This window comes from Xanthomonas hortorum (assembly GCF_011305375.1).
In the GTDB taxonomy this organism is placed as follows: Bacteria; Pseudomonadota; Gammaproteobacteria; order Xanthomonadales; family Xanthomonadaceae; genus Xanthomonas; species Xanthomonas hortorum_E.
The window spans coordinates 384,115-403,552 of sequence record NZ_VCME01000004.1 but is presented as its reverse complement, the minus strand read 5'-3'; the positions used below and the strand labels follow the sequence as shown (position 1 = coordinate 403,552).

The 19,438-nt window shown below is 64.0% G+C and carries 19 protein-coding genes; 6 read left to right on the top strand and 13 right to left on the bottom strand.

Annotated elements, in window-relative coordinates:
- Positions 1-89: 89 nt before the first annotated feature.
- Positions 90-764 carry a GntR family transcriptional regulator gene (locus FFY45_RS04925; protein ID WP_176339574.1) on the bottom strand — a complete coding sequence of 225 codons (675 nt, stop codon included), beginning with the start codon at positions 762-764 and terminating at the stop codon, positions 90-92.
- 235 nt (positions 765-999) lie between these two features.
- On the opposite strand from FFY45_RS04925, the gene FFY45_RS04920 reads away from it, so the two are divergent.
- The 3 genes from FFY45_RS04920 (at position 1,000) to FFY45_RS04910 (ending at position 3,334) form a co-directional block, all read left to right on the top strand.
- Positions 1,000-1,896, top strand: a complete 897-nt coding sequence (locus FFY45_RS04920) for a gallate dioxygenase (protein WP_176339573.1) — start codon at positions 1,000-1,002, stop codon at positions 1,894-1,896.
- 10 nt (positions 1,897-1,906) lie between these two features.
- A complete protein-coding gene (locus FFY45_RS04915; protein WP_176339572.1) occupies positions 1,907-2,266 on the top strand; it encodes a protocatechuate 3,4-dioxygenase in 360 nt (119 codons plus the stop codon).
- A gap of 66 nt (positions 2,267-2,332) precedes the next feature.
- Entirely contained in the window at positions 2,333-3,334 is a 1,002-nt protein-coding gene (locus FFY45_RS04910; RefSeq protein ID WP_043888995.1) for a LysR substrate-binding domain-containing protein, read from the top strand.
- Positions 3,335-3,532: 198 nt separating this feature from the next.
- On the opposite strand, the gene FFY45_RS04905 is transcribed toward FFY45_RS04910, so the two are convergent.
- The 7 genes from FFY45_RS04905 to FFY45_RS04875 all read right to left on the bottom strand — a co-directional run bounded on the left by FFY45_RS04905 (position 3,533) and on the right by FFY45_RS04875 (position 10,873).
- The gene (locus FFY45_RS04905) at positions 3,533-5,011 is read right to left on the bottom strand and encodes an AMP-binding protein (RefSeq protein ID WP_176339571.1); all 1,479 of its coding nucleotides are present in this window, start codon (positions 5,009-5,011) and stop codon (positions 3,533-3,535) included.
- Between the two features lie 147 nt (positions 5,012-5,158).
- A complete protein-coding gene (locus tag FFY45_RS04900; protein WP_176339570.1) occupies positions 5,159-6,628 on the bottom strand; it encodes an aldehyde dehydrogenase in 1,470 nt (489 codons plus the stop codon).
- A gap of 83 nt (positions 6,629-6,711) precedes the next feature.
- Positions 6,712-7,539, bottom strand: a complete 828-nt coding sequence (locus FFY45_RS04895) for a p-hydroxycinnamoyl CoA hydratase/lyase (protein WP_006449020.1) — start codon at positions 7,537-7,539, stop codon at positions 6,712-6,714.
- Positions 7,540-7,573: 34 nt separating this feature from the next.
- The gene (locus tag FFY45_RS04890; RefSeq protein WP_006449019.1) at positions 7,574-8,047 is read right to left on the bottom strand and encodes a MarR family winged helix-turn-helix transcriptional regulator; all 474 of its coding nucleotides are present in this window, start codon (positions 8,045-8,047) and stop codon (positions 7,574-7,576) included.
- 575 nt (positions 8,048-8,622) lie between these two features.
- Positions 8,623-9,021: an EF-hand domain-containing protein gene (locus tag FFY45_RS04885; RefSeq protein WP_176339569.1), complete on the bottom strand. Its 399-nt coding sequence runs from the start codon at positions 9,019-9,021 to the stop codon at positions 8,623-8,625.
- A 144-nt stretch (positions 9,022-9,165) separates the two neighbouring features.
- Positions 9,166-9,888: a hypothetical protein gene (locus FFY45_RS04880; protein ID WP_023902956.1), complete on the bottom strand. Its 723-nt coding sequence runs from the start codon at positions 9,886-9,888 to the stop codon at positions 9,166-9,168.
- An 82-nt stretch (positions 9,889-9,970) separates the two neighbouring features.
- Positions 9,971-10,873: an SMP-30/gluconolactonase/LRE family protein gene (locus FFY45_RS04875; protein ID WP_176339568.1), complete on the bottom strand. Its 903-nt coding sequence runs from the start codon at positions 10,871-10,873 to the stop codon at positions 9,971-9,973.
- Between the two features lie 262 nt (positions 10,874-11,135).
- Here FFY45_RS04875 and FFY45_RS04870 point away from each other — a divergent pair, with 262 nt between their 5' ends.
- Positions 11,136-12,245 carry a Gfo/Idh/MocA family protein gene (locus FFY45_RS04870; protein ID WP_104550651.1) on the top strand — a complete coding sequence of 370 codons (1,110 nt, stop codon included), beginning with the start codon at positions 11,136-11,138 and terminating at the stop codon, positions 12,243-12,245.
- A 270-nt stretch (positions 12,246-12,515) separates the two neighbouring features.
- Here FFY45_RS04870 and rlmM read toward each other — a convergent pair whose 3' ends face one another.
- The 5 genes from rlmM to FFY45_RS04845 form a co-directional block, all read right to left on the bottom strand.
- Entirely contained in the window at positions 12,516-13,559 is a 1,044-nt protein-coding gene (rlmM, locus tag FFY45_RS04865) for a 23S rRNA (cytidine(2498)-2'-O)-methyltransferase RlmM (protein ID WP_074056737.1), read from the bottom strand.
- 36 nt (positions 13,560-13,595) lie between these two features.
- Positions 13,596-14,156 carry a nucleoside deaminase gene (locus FFY45_RS04860; protein WP_176339567.1) on the bottom strand — a complete coding sequence of 187 codons (561 nt, stop codon included), beginning with the start codon at positions 14,154-14,156 and terminating at the stop codon, positions 13,596-13,598.
- Positions 14,156-14,572, bottom strand: coding sequence for a hypothetical protein (locus FFY45_RS04855; protein WP_115039860.1), 417 nt, complete (start codon positions 14,570-14,572; stop codon positions 14,156-14,158). The genes FFY45_RS04860 and FFY45_RS04855 overlap by 1 nt, the downstream gene beginning before the upstream one ends.
- Before the next feature lie 593 nt (positions 14,573-15,165).
- Positions 15,166-16,095, bottom strand: coding sequence for a DMT family transporter (locus FFY45_RS04850; RefSeq protein ID WP_176339566.1), 930 nt, complete (start codon positions 16,093-16,095; stop codon positions 15,166-15,168).
- Between the two features lie 228 nt (positions 16,096-16,323).
- Entirely contained in the window at positions 16,324-18,063 is a 1,740-nt protein-coding gene (locus tag FFY45_RS04845; protein WP_176339565.1) for a glutamine--tRNA ligase/YqeY domain fusion protein, read from the bottom strand.
- Positions 18,064-18,311: 248 nt separating this feature from the next.
- On the opposite strand from FFY45_RS04845, the gene FFY45_RS04840 reads away from it, so the two are divergent.
- The gene (locus FFY45_RS04840; RefSeq protein ID WP_176339564.1) at positions 18,312-18,953 is read left to right on the top strand and encodes a glutathione S-transferase family protein; all 642 of its coding nucleotides are present in this window, start codon (positions 18,312-18,314) and stop codon (positions 18,951-18,953) included.
- Positions 18,954-18,955: 2 nt separating this feature from the next.
- Complete coding sequence (locus FFY45_RS04835; protein WP_006449566.1) at positions 18,956-19,186, top strand: putative signal transducing protein; 231 nt, start codon at positions 18,956-18,958, stop codon at positions 19,184-19,186.
- The last annotated feature ends 252 nt before the right edge of the window (positions 19,187-19,438 follow it).

Here is a 19,438-nt window from a genome sequence, read left to right as displayed (position 1 = left end):
GCGCAACGCAAGGGAGCTGGCACGCGTGAGTGTTGACGTCGGCTGCCTTCGCGGTTTGGCCGCGCTGAAAACGCAACCAAGCCGCAGAGTTACATGCCCATGCTGTGCCGCTGCGTGTTGGCATGCTCGCGGAACAACAGTTCGGCGCGCGCGCCGTCGCGTTGCTCGATGGCCGACACGATCGCCCCATGTTGCCGATGCCCGTAATACAGATCGTCGTAGGCCAGCGTCGGCGAGCGTTGCCCGAACACCACGTTGGTGGGGCTGACAAACGGGACCAGCGTGCAACGGTCCACCGTCTCAATCAGGATCGGTTTGTCGGCCGCCATCACGATCATGCGGTGGAACCGCGCGTTCATGTTGCCGTAGGCCAGCTCGTCGCTGGCATCCAGGGTGCGCTTGGCCAGGATGCGGTCACCCTCGTCCAGGCAGGCATGCAGGGCGGCGAGCAGGGCGGCAGAGGCGCCTTGTTCGGCCACGGCGCGCGCGGCCATACCTTCCATCAGCGCCCGGACCGCCAGCGCGTCCAGGCTCTCCTGCTGGCTGAAACGCCGCACCGCATAACCGCGGTTGCCCGTCTGTACCAGCAGGCCTTCCTGGCACAGCGCCGGCAATGCCTGCCGGATGGGGGTGCGGGAAATGGCCAAGCGCTCGGCCAAGGCCGCTTCGGTGATGCGTTCGCCCGGGGCAAAGGTGCCGCACAGGATCAATTCGCGTAGTTGCTGGACCGCTTGCAATCGGTGGTTGTTCGCCATTGGCTCCATTCTCTCGCGCCGTACCGCAGCGCACGTTCCTTCGAGCGGGGAAACTTGCAATTACTTGTATAAAAACCTTGCGGATGAGAACGCTTGATGGCAATTTGGATCCCAAGGATACCGTTCTGGCGGTCCGGAGTCGTTGGTCTTCCTTCTTTGGGATCCATTGCGTCACTGATCCCGACTCAACCAATGACGCGCGTTTGGCCCCAACAGCGGCCGGCCCGCGTCGCAGGAGTGCAACATGGCAAGCATCATCGGCGGCATCGGAACCTCGCACGTTCCCACCATCGGGGTGGCCTACGACAAGGGCAAGCAGCAGGATCCGCACTGGAAGCCGCTGTTCGACAGTTACACACCGGTGGCCACCTGGTTGGCCGAACAACAGGCCGACGTGCTGGTGTTCTTCTACAACGACCATTGCACGACCTTCTTCTTCGATCTGTACCCGACCTTCGCACTGGGCATCGGCGAGCGCTTTCCGGTCGCCGACGAAGGTGCGGGGCTGCGCAATCTGCCGCCGATCCGCGGTGATGTGCAACTGCAGGCGCATATCGCCGAATGCCTGGTCAACGACGAATTCGACCTGACCGTGTTCCAGGACAAGCCCATCGACCACGGCTGCGCGGCGCCATTGCCGCTGCTGTGGCCGCACGTGCCGGACTGGCCGGGCACGGTGGTGCCGATCGCCATCAACGTGCTGCAGTACCCGCTGCCGACCGCGCGCCGCTGCTACCGCCTGGGCCAGGCGGTGCGGCGTGCGATCGAATCCTATCCGGAAGATCTCAAGGTGGTGGTGGTGGGTACCGGCGGGCTGTCGCACCAGATCCACGGCGAGCGCACCGGTTTCAACAACACCGAGTGGGACATGGAATTTCTGGATCGTTTCCAGCATGCGCCTGAAACGCTGACCGAGTTGACCCACACCGATTACGTGCGCCTGGGCGGTGCCGAGAGCGTGGAGCAGATCATGTGGCTGGCGATGCGCGGTGCTCTGGACGGGCCGATCCGCAAGCTGCATCAGAACTACTACCTGATGACCACCACTGCGATGACCGTGGTGCTGTACGAACCTGGCGAAGAAGCCGCCGGCGCGCTGCGCTCGGCAGAGTTGCTCGCGCACACCGCGAACGCGGCATGAGGACCTGACGATGAATCCGCAAGTACAGGGCATGGAGCAGATCGGCGGCACCTACGTGTTCGATCTGCGCACCAGCAACCGCGCGCTACGCATCAATCGTTTTTTCTGGCACATGATCCGCGCCCCTTGGCGCGATCGTTTTTTGCAGGATGCCGAAACCCTGATGCAGGAAGCCGAGCTCACCGATCAGGAAAAAGCGCTGATCCGTGCGCGCGACTGGCTCGGCCTGGTGCAGTATGGCGCCAATTTTTTTGTGATCGAGAAATTTGCACGCGTGGTGCGCATGACCAATCTGCAGGTTTACGCCATCATGCGCGGCGAATCTTTCGAAGACTTCATGCAGACGCGGCGTGTGCCCGATGCACGCTGATCTGCACGCGTCGGCCCTGTGCCGCAGCGCGGCTTCACCCGACTTCCCAAACGTAAGGTCCTCCCCATGACCATGTCCTCTGTGTTCTTCGAACACCGCATCAAGGTCCGGCATCTACGTGTCATCGAGGCGCTGGACCGGCAAAAAAGCCTGTTGCGCGCCTCACGCGTATTGAACGTCACCCAGCCCGCATTGACGCGTGCCCTGCAGGAGATCGAAGAGATCGTCGGCGCGCCGTTGTTCGAGCGCCATTCGCGCGGCGTGCGCCCCAATGCGATGGGCGAGGTGCTGGTACAGACCGCGCATGTCGTTCTTGGCCAGCTACGGCGTGCGCAAGATACCTTCGAGGGTCTGCTGCAGGACGATGCGCTCACCATCACCGTGGGCGCATTGCCGGTGGCGGCAAGCGGATTGTTGCCGGCCGTGCTGGCCGCGTTGTACCGCGCCGAGCCAACGTTGCGGGTACGCCTGCTGCACGGTCGTACCGACGAGTTGCTGCCCAAGCTGGCCGGCAACGAGATCGACCTGGTCGTGGGTCGGCTGTATCCGCTGGCTCGTTACGATGCGCTGATCCGCAAGGTGCTGTACCAGGATCCGATCGCCTTGGTCGCACGCAGCGATCACCCCTTGTTTGCCAACGGCCCGGTGCGCATTGCTGAAGCCGCGGCCTATCGACAGGTGTTGCCGACGTTGAGCCAGCATGTGGAACGTGACGTGGCGCAAGTCATGCGCGAACACGGCCTGGCCACACGCGATCAGTTGCGTTCCAGTTCGGCCAGTTTCACCCGCGAGATTTTGCTCGGTACCGACAGTATTGCGGTGATGCCGAGCATGATGGTGGCAGGCGATATCGCACGTGGCGAGCTGCGCGCGTTCCAGTTGCAGCAGCCCTCGCAGGCGCGGGCGGGCGGGGTGATCTATCGCGATGGCGCAGCGATCCATAAACCCGGCGTGCGCTTGCTGATGCGCGAGCTGGAGCACCAGTTGGGGGTGATGGCCGAGCAGGGTGCGGTGTGGGTGGATGAGCAGATCGGCGAAGACGACATGCTGCTGGACGCGTCTGCGTAATCGACTGAAAGTGCCGTGGTAAGTGCTTGATGCGTGCTGTCGATCACTGCGCTGTGGGTCTGATGCAAGCGAACAACGGGTAGCCCAGGCTGCCCGTTTTGTTGTGTGCGGCCAGGTCGTGTGCGGCCAAGTCGTCCGCGTCCGGTCGCTGAATTGATGGCTTGGAGATGGCTGGGCGCAGCACGCACCCAACGCATATCACGCCTCATTCGCCAATGTCTCTTTCAAACGCGCCTTCTGCAACTTGCCGGTCGCGGTGCGTGGCAGCGTCTCGACGACGCGCAGGTGTTTGGGCACCTTGTACTTGGCCAGGCGTTCGACCAGATAGGCGCGGATCTGGTCCAGATCCGGTGCCTCATCGGTGGGCACGATTGCCAGATAACCGACTTCGCCCCACTGCTGGTCGGCGATGCCCACCACCGCGCATTCGCGCACTTGCGGATGCTCGGCGAGCACGGCTTCGATTTCTGCCGGATAGACGTTCTCGCCGCCGGAAATGAACATGTCTTTCTTGCGGTCGACGACCCAGAAAAAACCATCTGCATCGCGCTGCACGATGTCGCCGCTGCGGAACCAGCCGTGCTCATCGAGCGCTTCGGCGCTTGCCTGCGGGTCGCGCCAATAGCCGGGGCTGAGATTGGGCCCGCGCAACAACAGCTCGCCGGGGACACCGGCCGGGCAGTCGTTGCCATCGCCATCGACCACGCGCGTTTGCACTGCCGGTGTCGAAATGCCGACCGCGCCGAGCTTGTTGCGGATCACCGCGCAGTCCACCGACATGCCGAATACCGTGCCGGCCTCGCTCATGCCGAAACCGCACACCATCGGGATGCCGTCGTCCAACCAGCCGAGCAGATCCTCGTTGGCATGTGGCGCGCCGCCGCTGACCAGCGCGGTCAGGTGACGCAGCGAGGCCGCATCGAAACCGGGCTGGCTGCGGAAGGCCTGCATCATCTGCGGCACGCCGACGTAATGCGTGATTCCCAGCGATTGATCGCTCAGCCAGCCCAGGGTACGTTTTGGTTCGAAGCCGCTGGACACCTGGATCGAGCCGCCGACGGCCAATACCGGGCGCACATTGGTGACCAGACCGATGATATGGAACATCGGCGCCTCGCACAGAAAGCTGCTGGTCGCATCCACGCGGGTGGTGACGCCGAAGTTGTGCGCCACCTGCTGCAGATTCTGCTCGCTCAGCATCACGCCTTTGGGCTGGCCCGAGGTGCCGGAGGTGAACAGGATCAGGCTGACGCGATCGGGCGGAATCGGCGCGGTGTCGGCGGGTTCACGTGCGTTGGCCTCTTCGATGAAGTCGATCAGAGGCACGACATCGGCGCGCCCGGCGGCGACGTCATCGCCTAAAAAAAGCCTTGGCTCGGCACGCTGTAACAAGGCATCCAGCTCTGCCGCACTCAATCGCCAGTTGAGCGGCACATAGATCGCGCCGACCCGCCCGCAGGCAAAATGCAGCGCTACCTGCCAGACCGAATTGCGTGCCAGCACCGCGACGCGTTCGCCATCCGCACAGCCGCGCGCTTGCAGCAACGCGGCGAAGCGGCCGATCAACGCATCGAGTTCGGCGTAGGTCCATTGCACGCCGAGCAACAGGTCGCGTGCGGCGAGCGTGTGTGGCGCAAGACGGGCGTGAAAAGCGATCGAGTCGGTCGGCATGGTCATGGCGCGGTCTTCCGGAGTGCGGAGTTGGGGAGTGACTGGCGTGAGTGCGACTGCTGAGAGCTGAAGGTTGAACGTGGCTGACAGAGGTGGCCAACAGAACGTAGCGAGCGTTTATGTAGCGGACGCGTCGTTGTGTCGATGGACGCTCTAACTGAGATAAATGGTCCTGGTTTCAAGAAATGCGTGCAGGCCTTCGATACCGCCTTCGCGGCCGATACCGGAATTCTTGAACCCACCGAATGGCATCTCGATATCCACCCACATGCCATTGATGCAATGGCTGCCGCTGCGCACACGGCGTGCGATGCGATACGCGCGCTCGGGATCTTCGCTGTAGACCGTGCCGTGCAGACCGAAGTCACTGGCATTGACCTTGGCGATCAGGTCGGCGTCGTCGTGATAATCGATAAAGCTGACCACCGGGCCGAAGATCTCTTCGCGAGCGATTGTCATGTCCGGTGTCACTTCGGCAAATACCGTTGGCTCGATAAAGAAACCGCGCGGCAAGTGCGCCGGACGACCGCCACCCATGACCAGGCGCGCACCCTCGGCGCTGCCTTGCGCGATGTAGGACTGCACGCGCTCGAGCTGGCGGCCAAGCGCCAACGGGCCCATGCCGGTATCGGCGGCGAACGGGTCGCCGAGCTTGAGCGCACTCAATGCCGCGCAATAGGCCTGCAGGATCTCTTCGCGCCGCTGCGCCGGCACCAGCACGCGAGTGAGCGCGAAGCACACCTGGCCGGTGATCGGCATGGAGTAGGGCACCAGGCTGGGCAGCACCTTGGCCAGATCGGCATCGTCGAGCACGATCGCTGCGGATTTGCCGCCCAGCTCCAGCCCGCACCGTGCCAACCGCTGCGCGCAGGCAATGCCGATCGCTCGGCCCGCCTGGGTGGAACCGGTAAAGCTCACCTTGTCCACCTGCGGATGACCGATCAGTTGTTCGCCGACCTCGCGACCGGCCGGCAACAGATTGAACACGCCATCGAGGACACCGGCGGCGCTGATGCATTCAGCCAGGATGTAGGCATCGATCGGTGTTTCCGGGGAGGGCTTGGCCACCACCGTGCAACCGGCGGCCAATGCGGCGGCGACCTTGTAGCAGAGCAGCACCAATGGGGCGTTCCATGGCGTGATCGCCGCGACCACGCCGACCGGTTCCTGCACGACATGCACGCGGCCACCGTTGGCGCGTGTACGCGGCTCCACGAACGGATGGGTGGCGATCAGGTCGCCGTAGTAATCGAACAGGCCGGGCGCTTGCTGCGAGGCGCGGCGGCTGAAGCCGATGGTGGCGCCGACCTGGCCGGTCCAGGCCTCGGCCAGTTCCGGCATGCGTGCACGCAGGTGTTCGGCAATGCGCTTGAGCACCACGCCACGTTCGGGCGGCGACAGCTGTGGCCAGGGGCCGGTGTCGAACGCGGCACGCGCAGCAGCGACTGCCGCATCGGTATCGGCAGAGGAGGGTTCGGTGTAACGCAGCAGGCGCTCTTCGGTGTGCGGCGCGATCACATCGACATGGCGATCGCCGGTGCTGGCGCGCCACTGACCATCGATGAACAGACCCAACGGCCCACGCGCGGCAATCCCGCGCAGGGTTGCGGACAAGGCTTCCATACTGCCTCCTCGGTGCGAAAAACCACTGGCAGCGCCAGCGATGCGTGTTGTGCACGCATCGCGTCAGGCGCCGTAGGCGTTACTCAGGCGCTGTTTTTAGTGAGGTCGTATTCGCCCAGGCCGGGCTTGTAGCTCTTTTCGTCGATGAACTGACGGATGCCTTCCTTGCGGGCGTTGTTGTCGAAGGAATTGGCTGCTTCCTGCATGCGCACCAGATAGTCTTCGGCTTCGTCGTAGGTCATGGTGCCGACGCGGCGCACTGCATCTTTTGCGTATTTCAGTGCGACCGGGTTTTTCTTGAGCAGCAACTCGGCCACTTCGCGGGTGCGCGTTTCCAACCGTTCCAGCGGCACGCTTTCGTTGACCAGGCGCCATTCGGCAGCTTTCTTGCCGTCCACCATTTCGCCGGTCAGCGTCATCCACATCGCATCGCGCATGGACAGCAATTCCACCGCGACCTTGGTGACGCCGCCGCCGGGCAGGATGCCCCAGTTGATTTCAGACAGGCCAAACTGCGCTTCATCGGCGGCAATCGCCAGATCGCAGGCGAACAACGGGCCAAAGCCACCACCGAAACACCAACCGTTGACCATGGCGATGGTGGGCTTCTGGTACCAGCGCAGGCGGCGGAACCATCCGTAGGATTCGCGCTGCGAGCGGCGTACGCCACGCAGGCCCTGGGCTTCGGTTTCGCGGAAGTATTCCTTCAGATCCATGCCGGCCGACCAGGCGGTGCCTTCGCCGCCGAGCACCAGTACGCCGACGTTGTCGTCGAATTCCAGCTCGTCCAGCACATCCATCATGCGGCGATTGAGCGCCGGGCTCATCGCATTGCGCTTGTCGGGGCGTGCAAACTTCACCCAGGCAATGCGGTTTTCGATGCGGACCGATACCACGTCATGCTCGTTCAAGCGGCGTCTCCTTGGAGTCGTAATGGTGCGGGGATCAGAGTTCTTCGGTCAGCGCGGTGTCTGCCACGCCGGCCCGTTCCAGTGCGGCGCTGGCGTTCAATTTGCACAGCAGGCGCAGCAGTGTTTGTCGCTCGGAGGCCTGCAGATCACTGCAGGTGCGCTCGACCGCGCGGGCCAGGCAGGCCTGCGCCATGGCAAGCGTGCGTTCGCCCGATGGCGTGAGGTACAGGCCCTTGCTGCGCCGATCGCGACCGGCCAGGCGTTCGATCAGGCCTTGCTCGGCCAGGAGGTTGGCGATCTTCATACCGGCGGCGCGATTGACCAGCAGGCGGTTACCGAGTTCGGTCTGGTCGCAGCCGGGCTGGTCGCGGATATGGATCAACGCGGTGACGCGCGCCGGGGTGAGCTGTAGCTCGGCCAGCTCCTGGCGCGCGGCATGGCTGGACGCCAATGCGGCCAGTTGCAGTTGGTAGCCAAGGTCTGCGGCAAGTGCCAGGCGAGCGGTCATCGATCCATCCAAATTGTATCCGTTAAATACAATCTAGCCGACCAAAGCGGGCGCTGCAAGAGGCAAATGCGACGACAAACGAAGCGCGGTGCGCGATGGCGTAGCGGCGGCGTGTTGGCACGTGTAGAGCGACTGATCTGTGGCCTGGCTGCAAGGTCCTTGCCCGCCCAGCATCGCGGGACCTGCTGCAGGTACGTCCATCTAGGCAAATGCGATGACAAACGAAGCGTGGTGCGCGATGGCGTAGTGCCGGTGTGTTGGCTCGTGTGAGCGACTGATCTGCAGGCTGGCTGCAGGGTCCTTGCCCGCCCACCCTCGCGGGACACGCCGCAAGTACGTCCATGTAGGCCCTTCCGCGTAAGGTCCCGCGACGGTGGGCGGGCAAGGACCAGTGGAGGTGGTCGGTGAGCTTGGTTGCGAGCAGTGTGCGTTTTGCGGCCGTTCGATGAGGTACGGTCGATCGGCTCCTTTCGATCCGAAGAATGTCACTTCCGTGTCCGACAACGGGCCAGGCGTCAACGAAGGCGCGTGCGCTATCGCTACGGCGTTTGGCAGGTTTTGTTGGTCGCTCTTGGTTACTGGATCAACCAGCCGGCGAGCTGTTCGCGGATCAGGTGGCCGCTATGGCGCGTGTCTAGCGCATCGAATTCGTCGGCCAGCGCGGGGTTGGCCTGCGCTTCGGCGCGGCTGATGCGGCCGTCGCCATCGGTATCCATCGCCTGAAAGTCGATGCGGTAGCTGCCGACCACGCTGCTGGGTTGAATCGAACGCACGATCACGCTGGATTCGCCGCGTGGGCGCTCCAACTGAGTCTGGTGGGTGACGTCGCCGCTGGACAGCGGCTGGGTGCGAATGACGTTGGGAACGTCGACCAGCGGCATGCTGCTGGCGGGTGTGGGCGTTTGTTGCGCGAAAGCGTTGCTGCCCAAAAGCAGCAAGATGGTCGTTACGGTGATGCGGGTGGTGATGGTCATCAGATCCCCCTGATGTGGAACAGCCCGCAAGTCTAGAACGTGTGGCGCCCCTTGCGAGGATCTGCGTTGGTGATGAGCCAGGATGCATGGCGTGTCGCCACGGTGATCGCACGCCACCGGGTGACACGCCACTGTGCGTCCTGCTCAGCCAGGAATGAACGGGAACACGATCTTCAACAATCCCTTCAAGCCGCCCTCGGCGGTGCTGGCCACGGCCTTGGCACCCAGACTGTTGAGTGCGCGCCGCACGTCTTCCCACCGCAGTTGCGCGATGTCCTTCTTCAACAGATCCCCCACTTCTTCAGCGGTGGGCGTGAGCTTTTGCAGTTCACGCACGGTGGCCTGCGGATCCGGCTGCAGATAGCCCCAGCGTTCGGCGATCTTCAGCAGCGTGTCGAAACGCACCGCAACCACTTCGCGATTGCGCTCGTACACCGGCAGGGCGCCGACATCGAGAATGGCCTGCTCGAATTGCTGCGCATCATCCGGGTGTTCGATGCGCACCGCCAGAAATCCTTCCTTGCGGCTGCGTTCGCTGACGTGCTTGGCACCGGAGCGCAGATTGTCTTCGGTGAGCACGTTGGCGACGATGCGCTGCATCGCGGCGTCGCCTTCTTCGGGCACCAGCGAGCGCCAGCGCGCATAGCCATCGCGACGCAAGGCCTTGACCTTTGCCGAGGTCACCCGCAGGTGCAGCGCGACCATCGCGTTGGAGCTGTTGCGCGAGATGGCGCCGTCGCGTTCTAGCAGCACGAAGATCAGCAATTCCAGATCGCGCTTGGTCAGCGACTGGAAACCCTGCAGCAGGGTCAGACGCAGGAATTCGTTGCCGAAGGCGGCTGCGTCCTTGAGTTCGATCGGTTGCATGGGGGAGTCCTCTACAGGTGATCTGCAGGATGCCAGGACGCTGTTGCGCGACCTGAGAACCAGTGCGACGCGGGCAGCAGTTTCAGCGTCCGGTTTCGCGTCCCGGGCGATCTGATCTGAACGTTTCAATTGCGCCGCGATCCTGCAAGGTGACGAACACCTGTTTGCCATCGGTGCCGCCGAACGCGACATTGCTGGCCTTGCGGCCTTTCAGTGCGACCGTGCGCAGCAACCTGCCCTGTGGCGAGACCACTGCAATCTGCCCGGCGTCGTAGCGGCCGATGTAGAGATTGCCGTCGGCATCGCAACGCATGCCGTCCATGCCGAAGTCGGGGAATTCGATCAGCAGGCGTTTGTTGCGCAGGCCGCCATCGACGCGGTCGTACACCCACACTTTGCGCGACATGCTTTCGTTGACGTAGAGATGCTTGCCGTCGGGGCTGACGTCCAGCCCGTTGGGCGTGGTCATGCCGGCTTCCAGCAATTGCACGACGCCCTCGCGACTGATCTGCCACAGGCGCCCGCTGTTGTCCTTCCAGTTCGGGTCGCTTGCATAGAAGCTGCCATCGGGTGCGAGTGCCAGATCGTTGGGGCCATCGGCATCGGGCAGCGCGGCGAAGGTGCTCACTGCGCGCGTTTGCATGTTCACGCGCAGAATTTTATGGCCGGTGTAATCGGCCACATACATCGCGCCGTCGCGGAAGCGGATGCCGTTGCCGGTGCTGCCTTCGGGCAAGGTCACAAAGACCTCGGCTTTTGCGCTGCCATCGGCGTGCAAGACGATGCGTGCGATGGTGCCGTCCTTGCCCAGATTCACCGCATAGAGTGCGCCATCTGGCCCGGCTGCTGGACCCTCGGCGTTATGCGTGAAGGCGCCATCGCCGATCAGGTCGCGCGCAACGAAGGGCGCATCGGCGGCAACCGCCAGCGAGCTGGACAACAGCAACGCCAGGGGAAGGAAACGACGGCGTGCGACAGCGATCATGCGACATGCTCCGGATGGGATCGTTGGCAGTGTGCCAGAACGTGCGCCGCGACCATGGCGGTGATCACGCACGATCAAGTAAGGTGCCCGGGCAGCATTGGCCGACGGCGACCAGTTTTACGATGGCGCCCACCTTCGGGCGGCGCGATTGGGACGCGGTGCGGCATGTATCCGCTGGCACTCCGGTTGAGTGCGTCGTCGTCAGATGACGATTGCGCGCGCTGGCTGTGTCAGCCGCTCTCATCTTGCGAAGGAGGTTTGCATGTCCGTGGAATCGATCACACGTCGCCGCTTGCTCGCTGCCTTCGGCGGTGCAGGCATTCTACTCGCCGCGCCTGGCTGGGCATTGCCGAAGAAAAAGCCTGGAAAACCGCTGAATGTGGCGTTGGCCGGCCTGGGCAGTTATGCCAGCGAACAACTCGCGCCGGGTCTGGCATTGACCAAACATTGCAAGCTGGCCGGCATCGTCACCGGCACTCCCTCGAAGATTCCGCAGTGGCAGGCCAAGTACGGCATCGCCGATCGCAACGTCTACAACTACGAGAACTTCGATCGCATCGCCGACAACGACGAGATCGACGTGGTGTACATCGTCACGCCAACCCATTTGCATGCGCCGCTGACCCTGCGCGCGGCGGCGGCCGGCAAGCATGTGTGGTGCGAAAAGCCGATGGCGATGCATGCCGGCGAATGCGAGGCCATGATCAAGGCCTGCAAACGCAACAAGGTGGCGCTGACGATCGGCTACCGCATGCAGCACGAACCCAATACGCGTCGCCTGATTGCGATGGCCAGCGAAAAGCCGTTCGGTGCGATGCAGCGTGTGCGTGCCGAGGCCGGTTACAACGGTTATCACGATGCGACCAAGGCCGACCGTCCGTGGCGGTTGCGTTCGCAATTCGGTGGCGGTGCGATGTACGACATGGGCGTCTATCCGCTCAATGCCGCGCGCTACACGGTGGGCACCGAGCCACTGGCAGTGACGGCCAAGCGCTGGACCGATCGTCCCGACCTGTTCGACGAAGTCGACGAGCATATGGACTTCACGCTTGAATTTCCCAATTCAGTGCGTGCCGAGTGCAAGACCAGCTTCGGGAAGAACATGAATGTGCTGCGCGCCGAGTGCGAGCGCGGCTGGTACGAGCTGTCGCCGTTCCAGAGCTATCAGGGCGTGACCGGCAAGGCCAGCGATGGACGCGTGTTCGACGCCAAGGTGCCGCACCAGCAGGCGTTGCAAATGGACGAAGACGCACTGGCGATCATCAACGGCACACCGCTGCGTGCGCCCGGCGAAGAAGGCCTGCGCGACATCCGCATCGTCGATGCGATCTACCGCTCGGCCCGCGAGGGCAGCAAGCGGATCGTGCTGTGATCGCGCCTCGCTTCGTCAATCGACGGGGCAAGCCCGCCTGAGCCATGCGAGCAGGCTGGCGCGCACCAGCCTGCCACGGTGACGTACCACAGGCCGTGCGTCCACTAACGGAGCGGCTGCCCAGCAATCACGCCGGACTGCCAACACTGCGACTGCGCGCGGGTGAAACATCACATCAAGCCACGCGAATGCTCACCAGCGCCCAAAGCAATGACGCCACCAATCCCCCGCTTTTACGAATCCCCCATCCCGAATCCCCAATCCCAGCTCTCAGCCCCGCATCGCCAGCACCGTGATCTCTTCGCGATCGTGATACAGCTGCTTGGCGCGCACGATCAGCGATTTCTCGGACTGTTGCTCGAACAGATCCAGACACAGGCGGGTTTCGTCCCAGCGCTTTTTCATCGGCAGCTTGAGGTTGAAGATGGTGTTGCGGCACCAGCCTTCGCGGATCCAGGTGGCCATGCGTTCGGCGACGCGACGCGGTTGCTCGACCATGTCGCAGACCATCCAGTCCAGCGGCTGCGCAGGCTTCCAATGAAACCCGTCGGCGCGCAGATGCTCGACCAGACCGGTTTCCAGGACATGCTCGCGCAACGGGCCGTTGTCGACGCTGGTGACATGCACGTGCTGGCGCGTGAGCACCCAGGTCCAGCCGCCAGGCGCCGCGCCCAGATCGGCCGCGCGCATGCCTGGCTTGACCAGCGCTTCGCGTTCTTCGGGTGTGAGCAGGGTGAGTAGTGCTTCGTCGAGTTTGAGCGCCGAGCGCGATGGCGCCTCCGGCAACAGCTTCAAACGTGGAATGCCCAGCGGCCACGGTGCGCTGTCGGCGCTGTCGGCCACTGCCAGCAAGGCGTGGTCGCCATCGAGAAAGCAGATGTGCAGGCGTGCCTGGCGCGGCTGCGGTTTGTCGGTGAGCAGGCCGGCCTTGCGCAAGGCCGGACGCAGCGCATTGCCGAAGCTGCGTGCCAGCCCTGCCAGCGGCTTGCCCGCGTCCGAATCCGGGTGTTCCACCCATAGATCGCCGAAGCGCTGCTGCCCTTCCAGTGCGGCCAGGATCGGCGTGATGCGGTCCTTGGGGTCGATGCCTTTCAGCTCGGCAATGACCACCAGCTTCTGCCGCGCGAAGATCAACTCGCGCCAGTGCAGCTTGGCGGCCAGTTGTGCGGCCTCATCGCAGACGAACAGCACATAGCCATCGTTGCGTTGCGTGCGCGCATAGCCGGCGATGCCGACGAATGCGGCGCGTGCGCTCAACTCGGCAGCCAGCTCCGGCTCAAAGCCTTGGCGGCAATAACACAGCAGGCCGCTCATCGCAGTGCCTGGCGTGCTTGATCGAGGCGTTCGAGATCAATAATGGTCACCGCCGCCCTCGCCGTAGTTACGCAGCACGGTGCAGGCCTGGTCGCGATGCACGTCGCGCACCACCTCGATGCCGCGGCGGGTGAGTTCGCCCACCCAATCGGCGGGCAGCGGGCCTTCGTCGAATTCGGTCAATGCCATCACGTCTTCGGCGCGTGCGCCGATCAGTAGACGATCGATGCCGGCCCACACGGTGGCGCCGTAGCACTGGCAGCACGGCTGCGCAGAGGTGGCCAGCGTCACCGGCGACAGCACATCGTTCAGGCGCGGCGTCTGCAGGCGCTGCTGCGCGAGCATATAGGCCATGTTTTCAGCATGCGCCAGCGAGGTGGTCTGCGGCACCACGCGGTTCACTGCCGCAGCGATGATGCGGTGATCCGGGCCGAACACGACCGCGCCGAACGGGCCGCCGCTGCGTTCCTGCACGTTCATCCGCGACAGCTCGATCGCCAGCGCCACCTTGTCGGCGTCGCTGGGATAGGCGCGGCTGTCATCGACATGCGCGTGGATCCAGTCGGGCAGCGTGAGGTGGACTTGCGCGTAAAGCATCAGTGGACCGTTTCTGTAGAGGGGGGAGCGGGGCGCAGTGTATCGGCCTGGGCGTCCTTTGCGGCACATTGCCCGGCCACGCACTGGCAGGCGCTGATCTCGCGGAATCCGCACACGCTCATCATGCCGCTGGCCTGGCACTGTGCCATCACGCCTTTGGGGTCGGTGGCGCTGTCGACGTTGACGCAGGCGGGAAATGCGCCACAGCAGTTGCCGACGTTCTTTACCGTGCAATCGGCATCGGTGCGACAGGTGGTAGTGACGGTGATCGGCTTGCCGGTCGCTGTGCCGCTGGCCGAGCCGGTGGCTGGAGGCGGCGTGGCGGCATCGGTCGGTGGTGCGGCGACGCAACCGATCGACACAAGACAGGCCAGCAACAACAAGCTGCTCAGACACCAGGACAAAGGACGGGACATGCGGCCGCTCCGATCAGGACATGTGAGCTGCCATGGTAAGCCCCTGATGTGCGGAGTGTGGCAAGACGTGGGTCAGTCACTGCTGCCGGGTTTGGATCTACACGTTCTAGACCATGCAGCTGTTGATGAAGTGGTTGGTCAGTGGGGATAGCTCACTTGTAGAGCGGCTGATTTGCGGATTTGCTGCAGGGCCCTTGCCCACCCACCATCGCGGGACACGCCGCAAGTACATCCATGTAGGCTCTTACGCGGCGTAAGGTCCCGCGACGGTGAGCGGACAAGGACCAGTCGAGATGGTCGGTGTGCAGGGTTTTCAATAAAACAGCCGGCAAACTTTCTGGTGCGGTGTCCTCGCCAATTGCGGGACCATGTGGCGGCATGGATGCCGCCACTGAGCCTCCACGGACGGATTCACGGCGTGTCCCGCCAGTGGCGAGGGCACCGCACACTCGTGCATGCTTCAGGCCTTACGGCGGTTTGGTCGTGTCCGTAGTAGCGATTTATCACCAGCTGATCTTGTGCAGACAATGAGGCCGGGTAATCCGTCTCAGTGGAGTCCATTGCGGTTTATCACGCATTGCAAGCCGACTGTGTCATTTCGCCTCCGCATGCAGCGCCGCGCACCACAACACGCCGACCAATAAACAGGTAATAGCGGCCAGCTCCAGCGGCGTGGGCAGGCGCATTTCCCAGGCAAAGCCGTACAGCAGCGCAAAGATCGTTTCGAACACGATCATCTGGCCGACCAGGGTCAGTGGCAACACGCGGCTGGCCCGGTTCCACAATGCGTTGCCGATCACCGAGGCCAGGATGCCCAGCAACAGCGAAATGCCCCAGAAACTCGCCCATTCGATCGGCGCGTGCGTCGCGCTGCCGATCAGCGCGGCCGGCGCCAGCACCAGCGCCAGTGCACCGGTGACCACGCCGGTCAGCAGCGACCAATCGCCGCCGGACAGGTCCGGGCGCCGCCGCAGCCAGCGCGCATTGACGATCGAATAGGCCGACCACGATGCCAACGCACCGAACGCGCACAGCAGGCCGGCAATGCGCGTGGCGCGATCGCTGGCGTGCTGGCCGGAATCGTGTTGCAAGGTGTCCAGGGCGACCAGCGCCACGCCAATGACGCATAACAGGCACGGCGCAGCCAGGCGCCGCAATTGCACTGCGCCGGCGGCACGCGTGCCGATCACCGTGACCACCACCGGCAACAGGCCGATGATCAGCGCGGTGGCCGCACTGCCGGCCCACTGCACCGCGCTGCCGAGCAGCACGTAATAGATCAGATTGCCCAACAAGCTCAGACGCACCAGCGCCCACCATTCGGCGCGCCCCATCCGCGCAGCGGTCTGGCGTGCGCGCGGTGCCAGCACCAACGCTGCCACTGCGCCATACGACAGATGGCGTGCCACGGCCAGTTGCAACGGCGTAAATGCCGCCAGCAATTGCGGCGCCAGAAACACCAATCCCCACAACGCGCCTGCACCGATCCCGCAGGCGACACCCACCATCAAGCGCTCACGCATCGTGCTGCTCCTTTATGCCGTGCAGCATGCAATGAAGTGCGGCACGCAGGCTCCATTGCGCTTGTTCAATTGTTCATTAGCTCAGAAGACAACGCTCTGAGGTGGCGTCACGTGGGGTGCGTGACGCGCGTGGCAGCCAGCAGCGCGCCGCTAACCGGATGCCACGCGTCGCTGCGGCTGTCACTGCCGCATCCGCACCGGATGGCTGCCATCCGGTGCGGAGTTGACTCATTTGGCCCAGGTGTCGCGCAGGGTCACGCTGCGATTGAACACCGGCGTGGCGGCACTGTGGTCGCGGCGATCGGCAACGAAGTAGCCGGTACGCTCGAACTGGAACGACTGCTCGGGCGCAGCCTGCGCGGCGCTCGGCTCCACATAGCCGCGCACGCTGCGCTTGGACTCGGGGTTGAGATAGTCGCGGTAGGTCTTGCCTTCGGATTCGTCGTCGGGCTTTTCGACCGAGAACAGACGATCGTACAAGCGGATTTCCGCTTCCACCGCATGCGCGGCGCTGACCCAATGGATGGTGCCCTTGATCTTGCGGTTGGCGCCTTCCATGCCCGGACGCGATTCCGGATCCAGCCAGCCACGCAGCTCCACGATCTCGCCAGCAGCGTCCTTGATCACCTCGTCCACGCGCGCAATGCCGGCGCCGCGCAGGCGCACTTCGCCACCCGGCACCAGACGCTTCCAACCCTTTGGCGGCACTTCGGCAAAATCTTCGCGCTCGATCCACAGCTCACGCGAGAACGGCACCTCACGCGTGCCGAAGCTCTCGTCCTTGGGGTGATTGGAAAAAGTCAGCGTCTCGGTGTGGCCTTCCGGCAGATTGTTCAGCACCAGCTTGATCGGGTCGATCACCGCCATGCGGCGTGCCGCAGCTGTATCCAGATCCTCGCGCAGGCAGCCCTCCAGCACCGAGAAATCGATCAGCGAATTCTGCTTGCTGATGCCGACCCGATCCACGAACAGTCGCATCGCCGCCGGCGTGTAGCCGCGCCGACGCAGGCCCTGCAGCGTGTACATGCGTGGGTCGTCCCAGCCGTCCACCAGCTGTTCTTCCACCAGCGCGGTGAGTTTGCGCTTGCTCATCACCGTGTAGTTGATGTTGAGGCGCGAAAATTCGATCTGGCGCGGCTTGGCCGCCTCGCGCGGCAGGCCCTTGTCCAGCAGCGGCTGCAGCAACTCCGGATGCGCGGCCAGATCCACCTTGTAAACGCACCAGTCGTACAGCGGGCGGTGGTCTTCGAATTCCAGCGTGCACAGCGAATGGGTGATGCCTTCCACAGCATCGCCCAGCGAATGCGCGAAGTCGTACATCGGGTAGATCGGCCATGCGTTGCCGGTGTTCTGGTGCTCGACGTGCTTGATGCGGTACAGCGCCGGATCGCGCAGGTTGATGTTGCCGCTGCCCATGTCGATCTTGGCGCGCAGCGTGCGCGCGCCATCGGGGAATTCGCCGGCGCGCATGCGCCGGAACAGTTCCAGGTTTTCCTCGACGCTGCGCTCGCGGAACGGCGAATTGCGGCCGGGCTCGGTCAGCGTGCCGCGGTATTCGCGCACCTGTTCGGCGGAGAGATCGCAGACGAAGGCATGGCCGTCGCGGATCAGTTTTTCCGCAGCCAGGTAATACACCTCGAAATAGTCAGAGGCGTGGCGCAGCTGCGCCCATTCGAAGCCCAGCCAACGCACGTCGTCCTGGATGGCGACCACGAACTCGGGGTCTTCCTTGGCCGGGTTGGTGTCGTCCAGGCGCAGATTGCACAGCCCGCCGAACTCGGCCGCCAGGCCGAAATCCAGGCAGATCGCCTTGGCGTGGCCGATGTGCAGGTAGCCGTTGGGCTCGGGCGGGAAGCGGGTGCGGATGACCGTGTGCTTGCCGCTGGCCAGATCCTCGCGGACGATCTGGCGGATGAAGTCTTTCTTCTCCGCCGGGGCGGTGGCGTCGGTGGCTAGGGTCTCGGACATGCGCGCATCAGCAATAGGTAAACCACAAGTTTAGGCGGTGGCACCGGTTTAGGGGTAGGACGCGTGTGGGTAGCCGGGCAGTTGGCGGCAATCGCGCGCCTTCGTTACCTGCGGGCAAGCACCGAGCTGCCAAGGGCTCCGTGTGGTCGACCCCAGGCCAGGACCAGCTGCATTGGCGAGCGATAACCAGGCTGGCTGTCATCGCCGCCGACGCGTACGCTGCGCCGATCCTTCGGAGTGCCCCACGCATGTCATTGCCCCGCCTGGTGATCGGCGACAAGACCCTGTCCTCCTGGTCGCTGCGCCCGTGGCTGCTGCTGCGGCACTTCCAGGTGCCGTTCGAGGAGATTGCGCTGCCGCTGGAGACGCCCGAGTTCCAGGCACGCATCGCCGGCTATTCGCCGACCCGGCAGGTGCCGGTGCTGTGGGACGGCACCTTGCATGTCTGGGATTCGCTGGCGATCTGCGAATACATCAACGAGCGCTGGCTGGATGGGCGCGGCTGGCCGGCCGACCTGGCCGTGCGGGCGCAGGCACGCGCTGCCGCGGCGGAAATGCATTCGGGCTTCGCCGCCCTGCGTAGCCAACTGCCGATGGATCTGGCCCGCGCGCCCGGCCGCGCGCACTGGGACGCGGCCGCCGAGCGTGACATTACCCGCATCCAGGCGCTGTGGGCCAGCCTGCGCGCCGAGCACGGGCATGCCGGCCAGTACCTGTGTGGTGAGTTCGGCATTGTCGATGCCATGTTCGCCCCGGTCGCACTGCGCTTTGCCAGCTACGGCGTTCCGCTGTTCGAAGCCGCTGGCGACTATCTGGCCGCACTCGATGCATTGCCAGCACTGCGCGAGTGGAAGCAGGGCGCCGAGCGCGAACGTCTGGGGCGTCATTGACCATGCAGATCGCGTATCGCGCCAGCCACATCATCGACGCGCATCTGGCCAAGCACGCGCTGGAAGATGCGGGCATCACCGCGTTTGTGTTCGGCGAGTCGCTATTGGGCGGCGCCGGCGAACTACCTGCATTCGGCGTACTGCAGGTCTGCGTGGCCGACCTGCATCTGAGTCAGGCGCAGGCGGTGCTGGCTCAGATCGGGTTGTGCGGCGAGGTTACGCGGGCGGTGTAAGGTTTAGCCGCTCTTGGCGTCATCTGGATGGCCCAAGCGCTTTGGTCGAGGGCGCGATGTCCTCACCGCTCGCGGGACACGCCGTGAATCCGTCCGTGGAGGCTCGGTGGCGGCATCCATGCCGCCACACGGTCCCGCAAGCGGTGAGGACACCGCGCCAGGAAGTTTGCAGGCTGTTTTATTGAAAACCATGCACACCGACCATCTCGACTGGTCCTTGCCCGCTCACCGTCGCGGGACCTTACGCGGCAT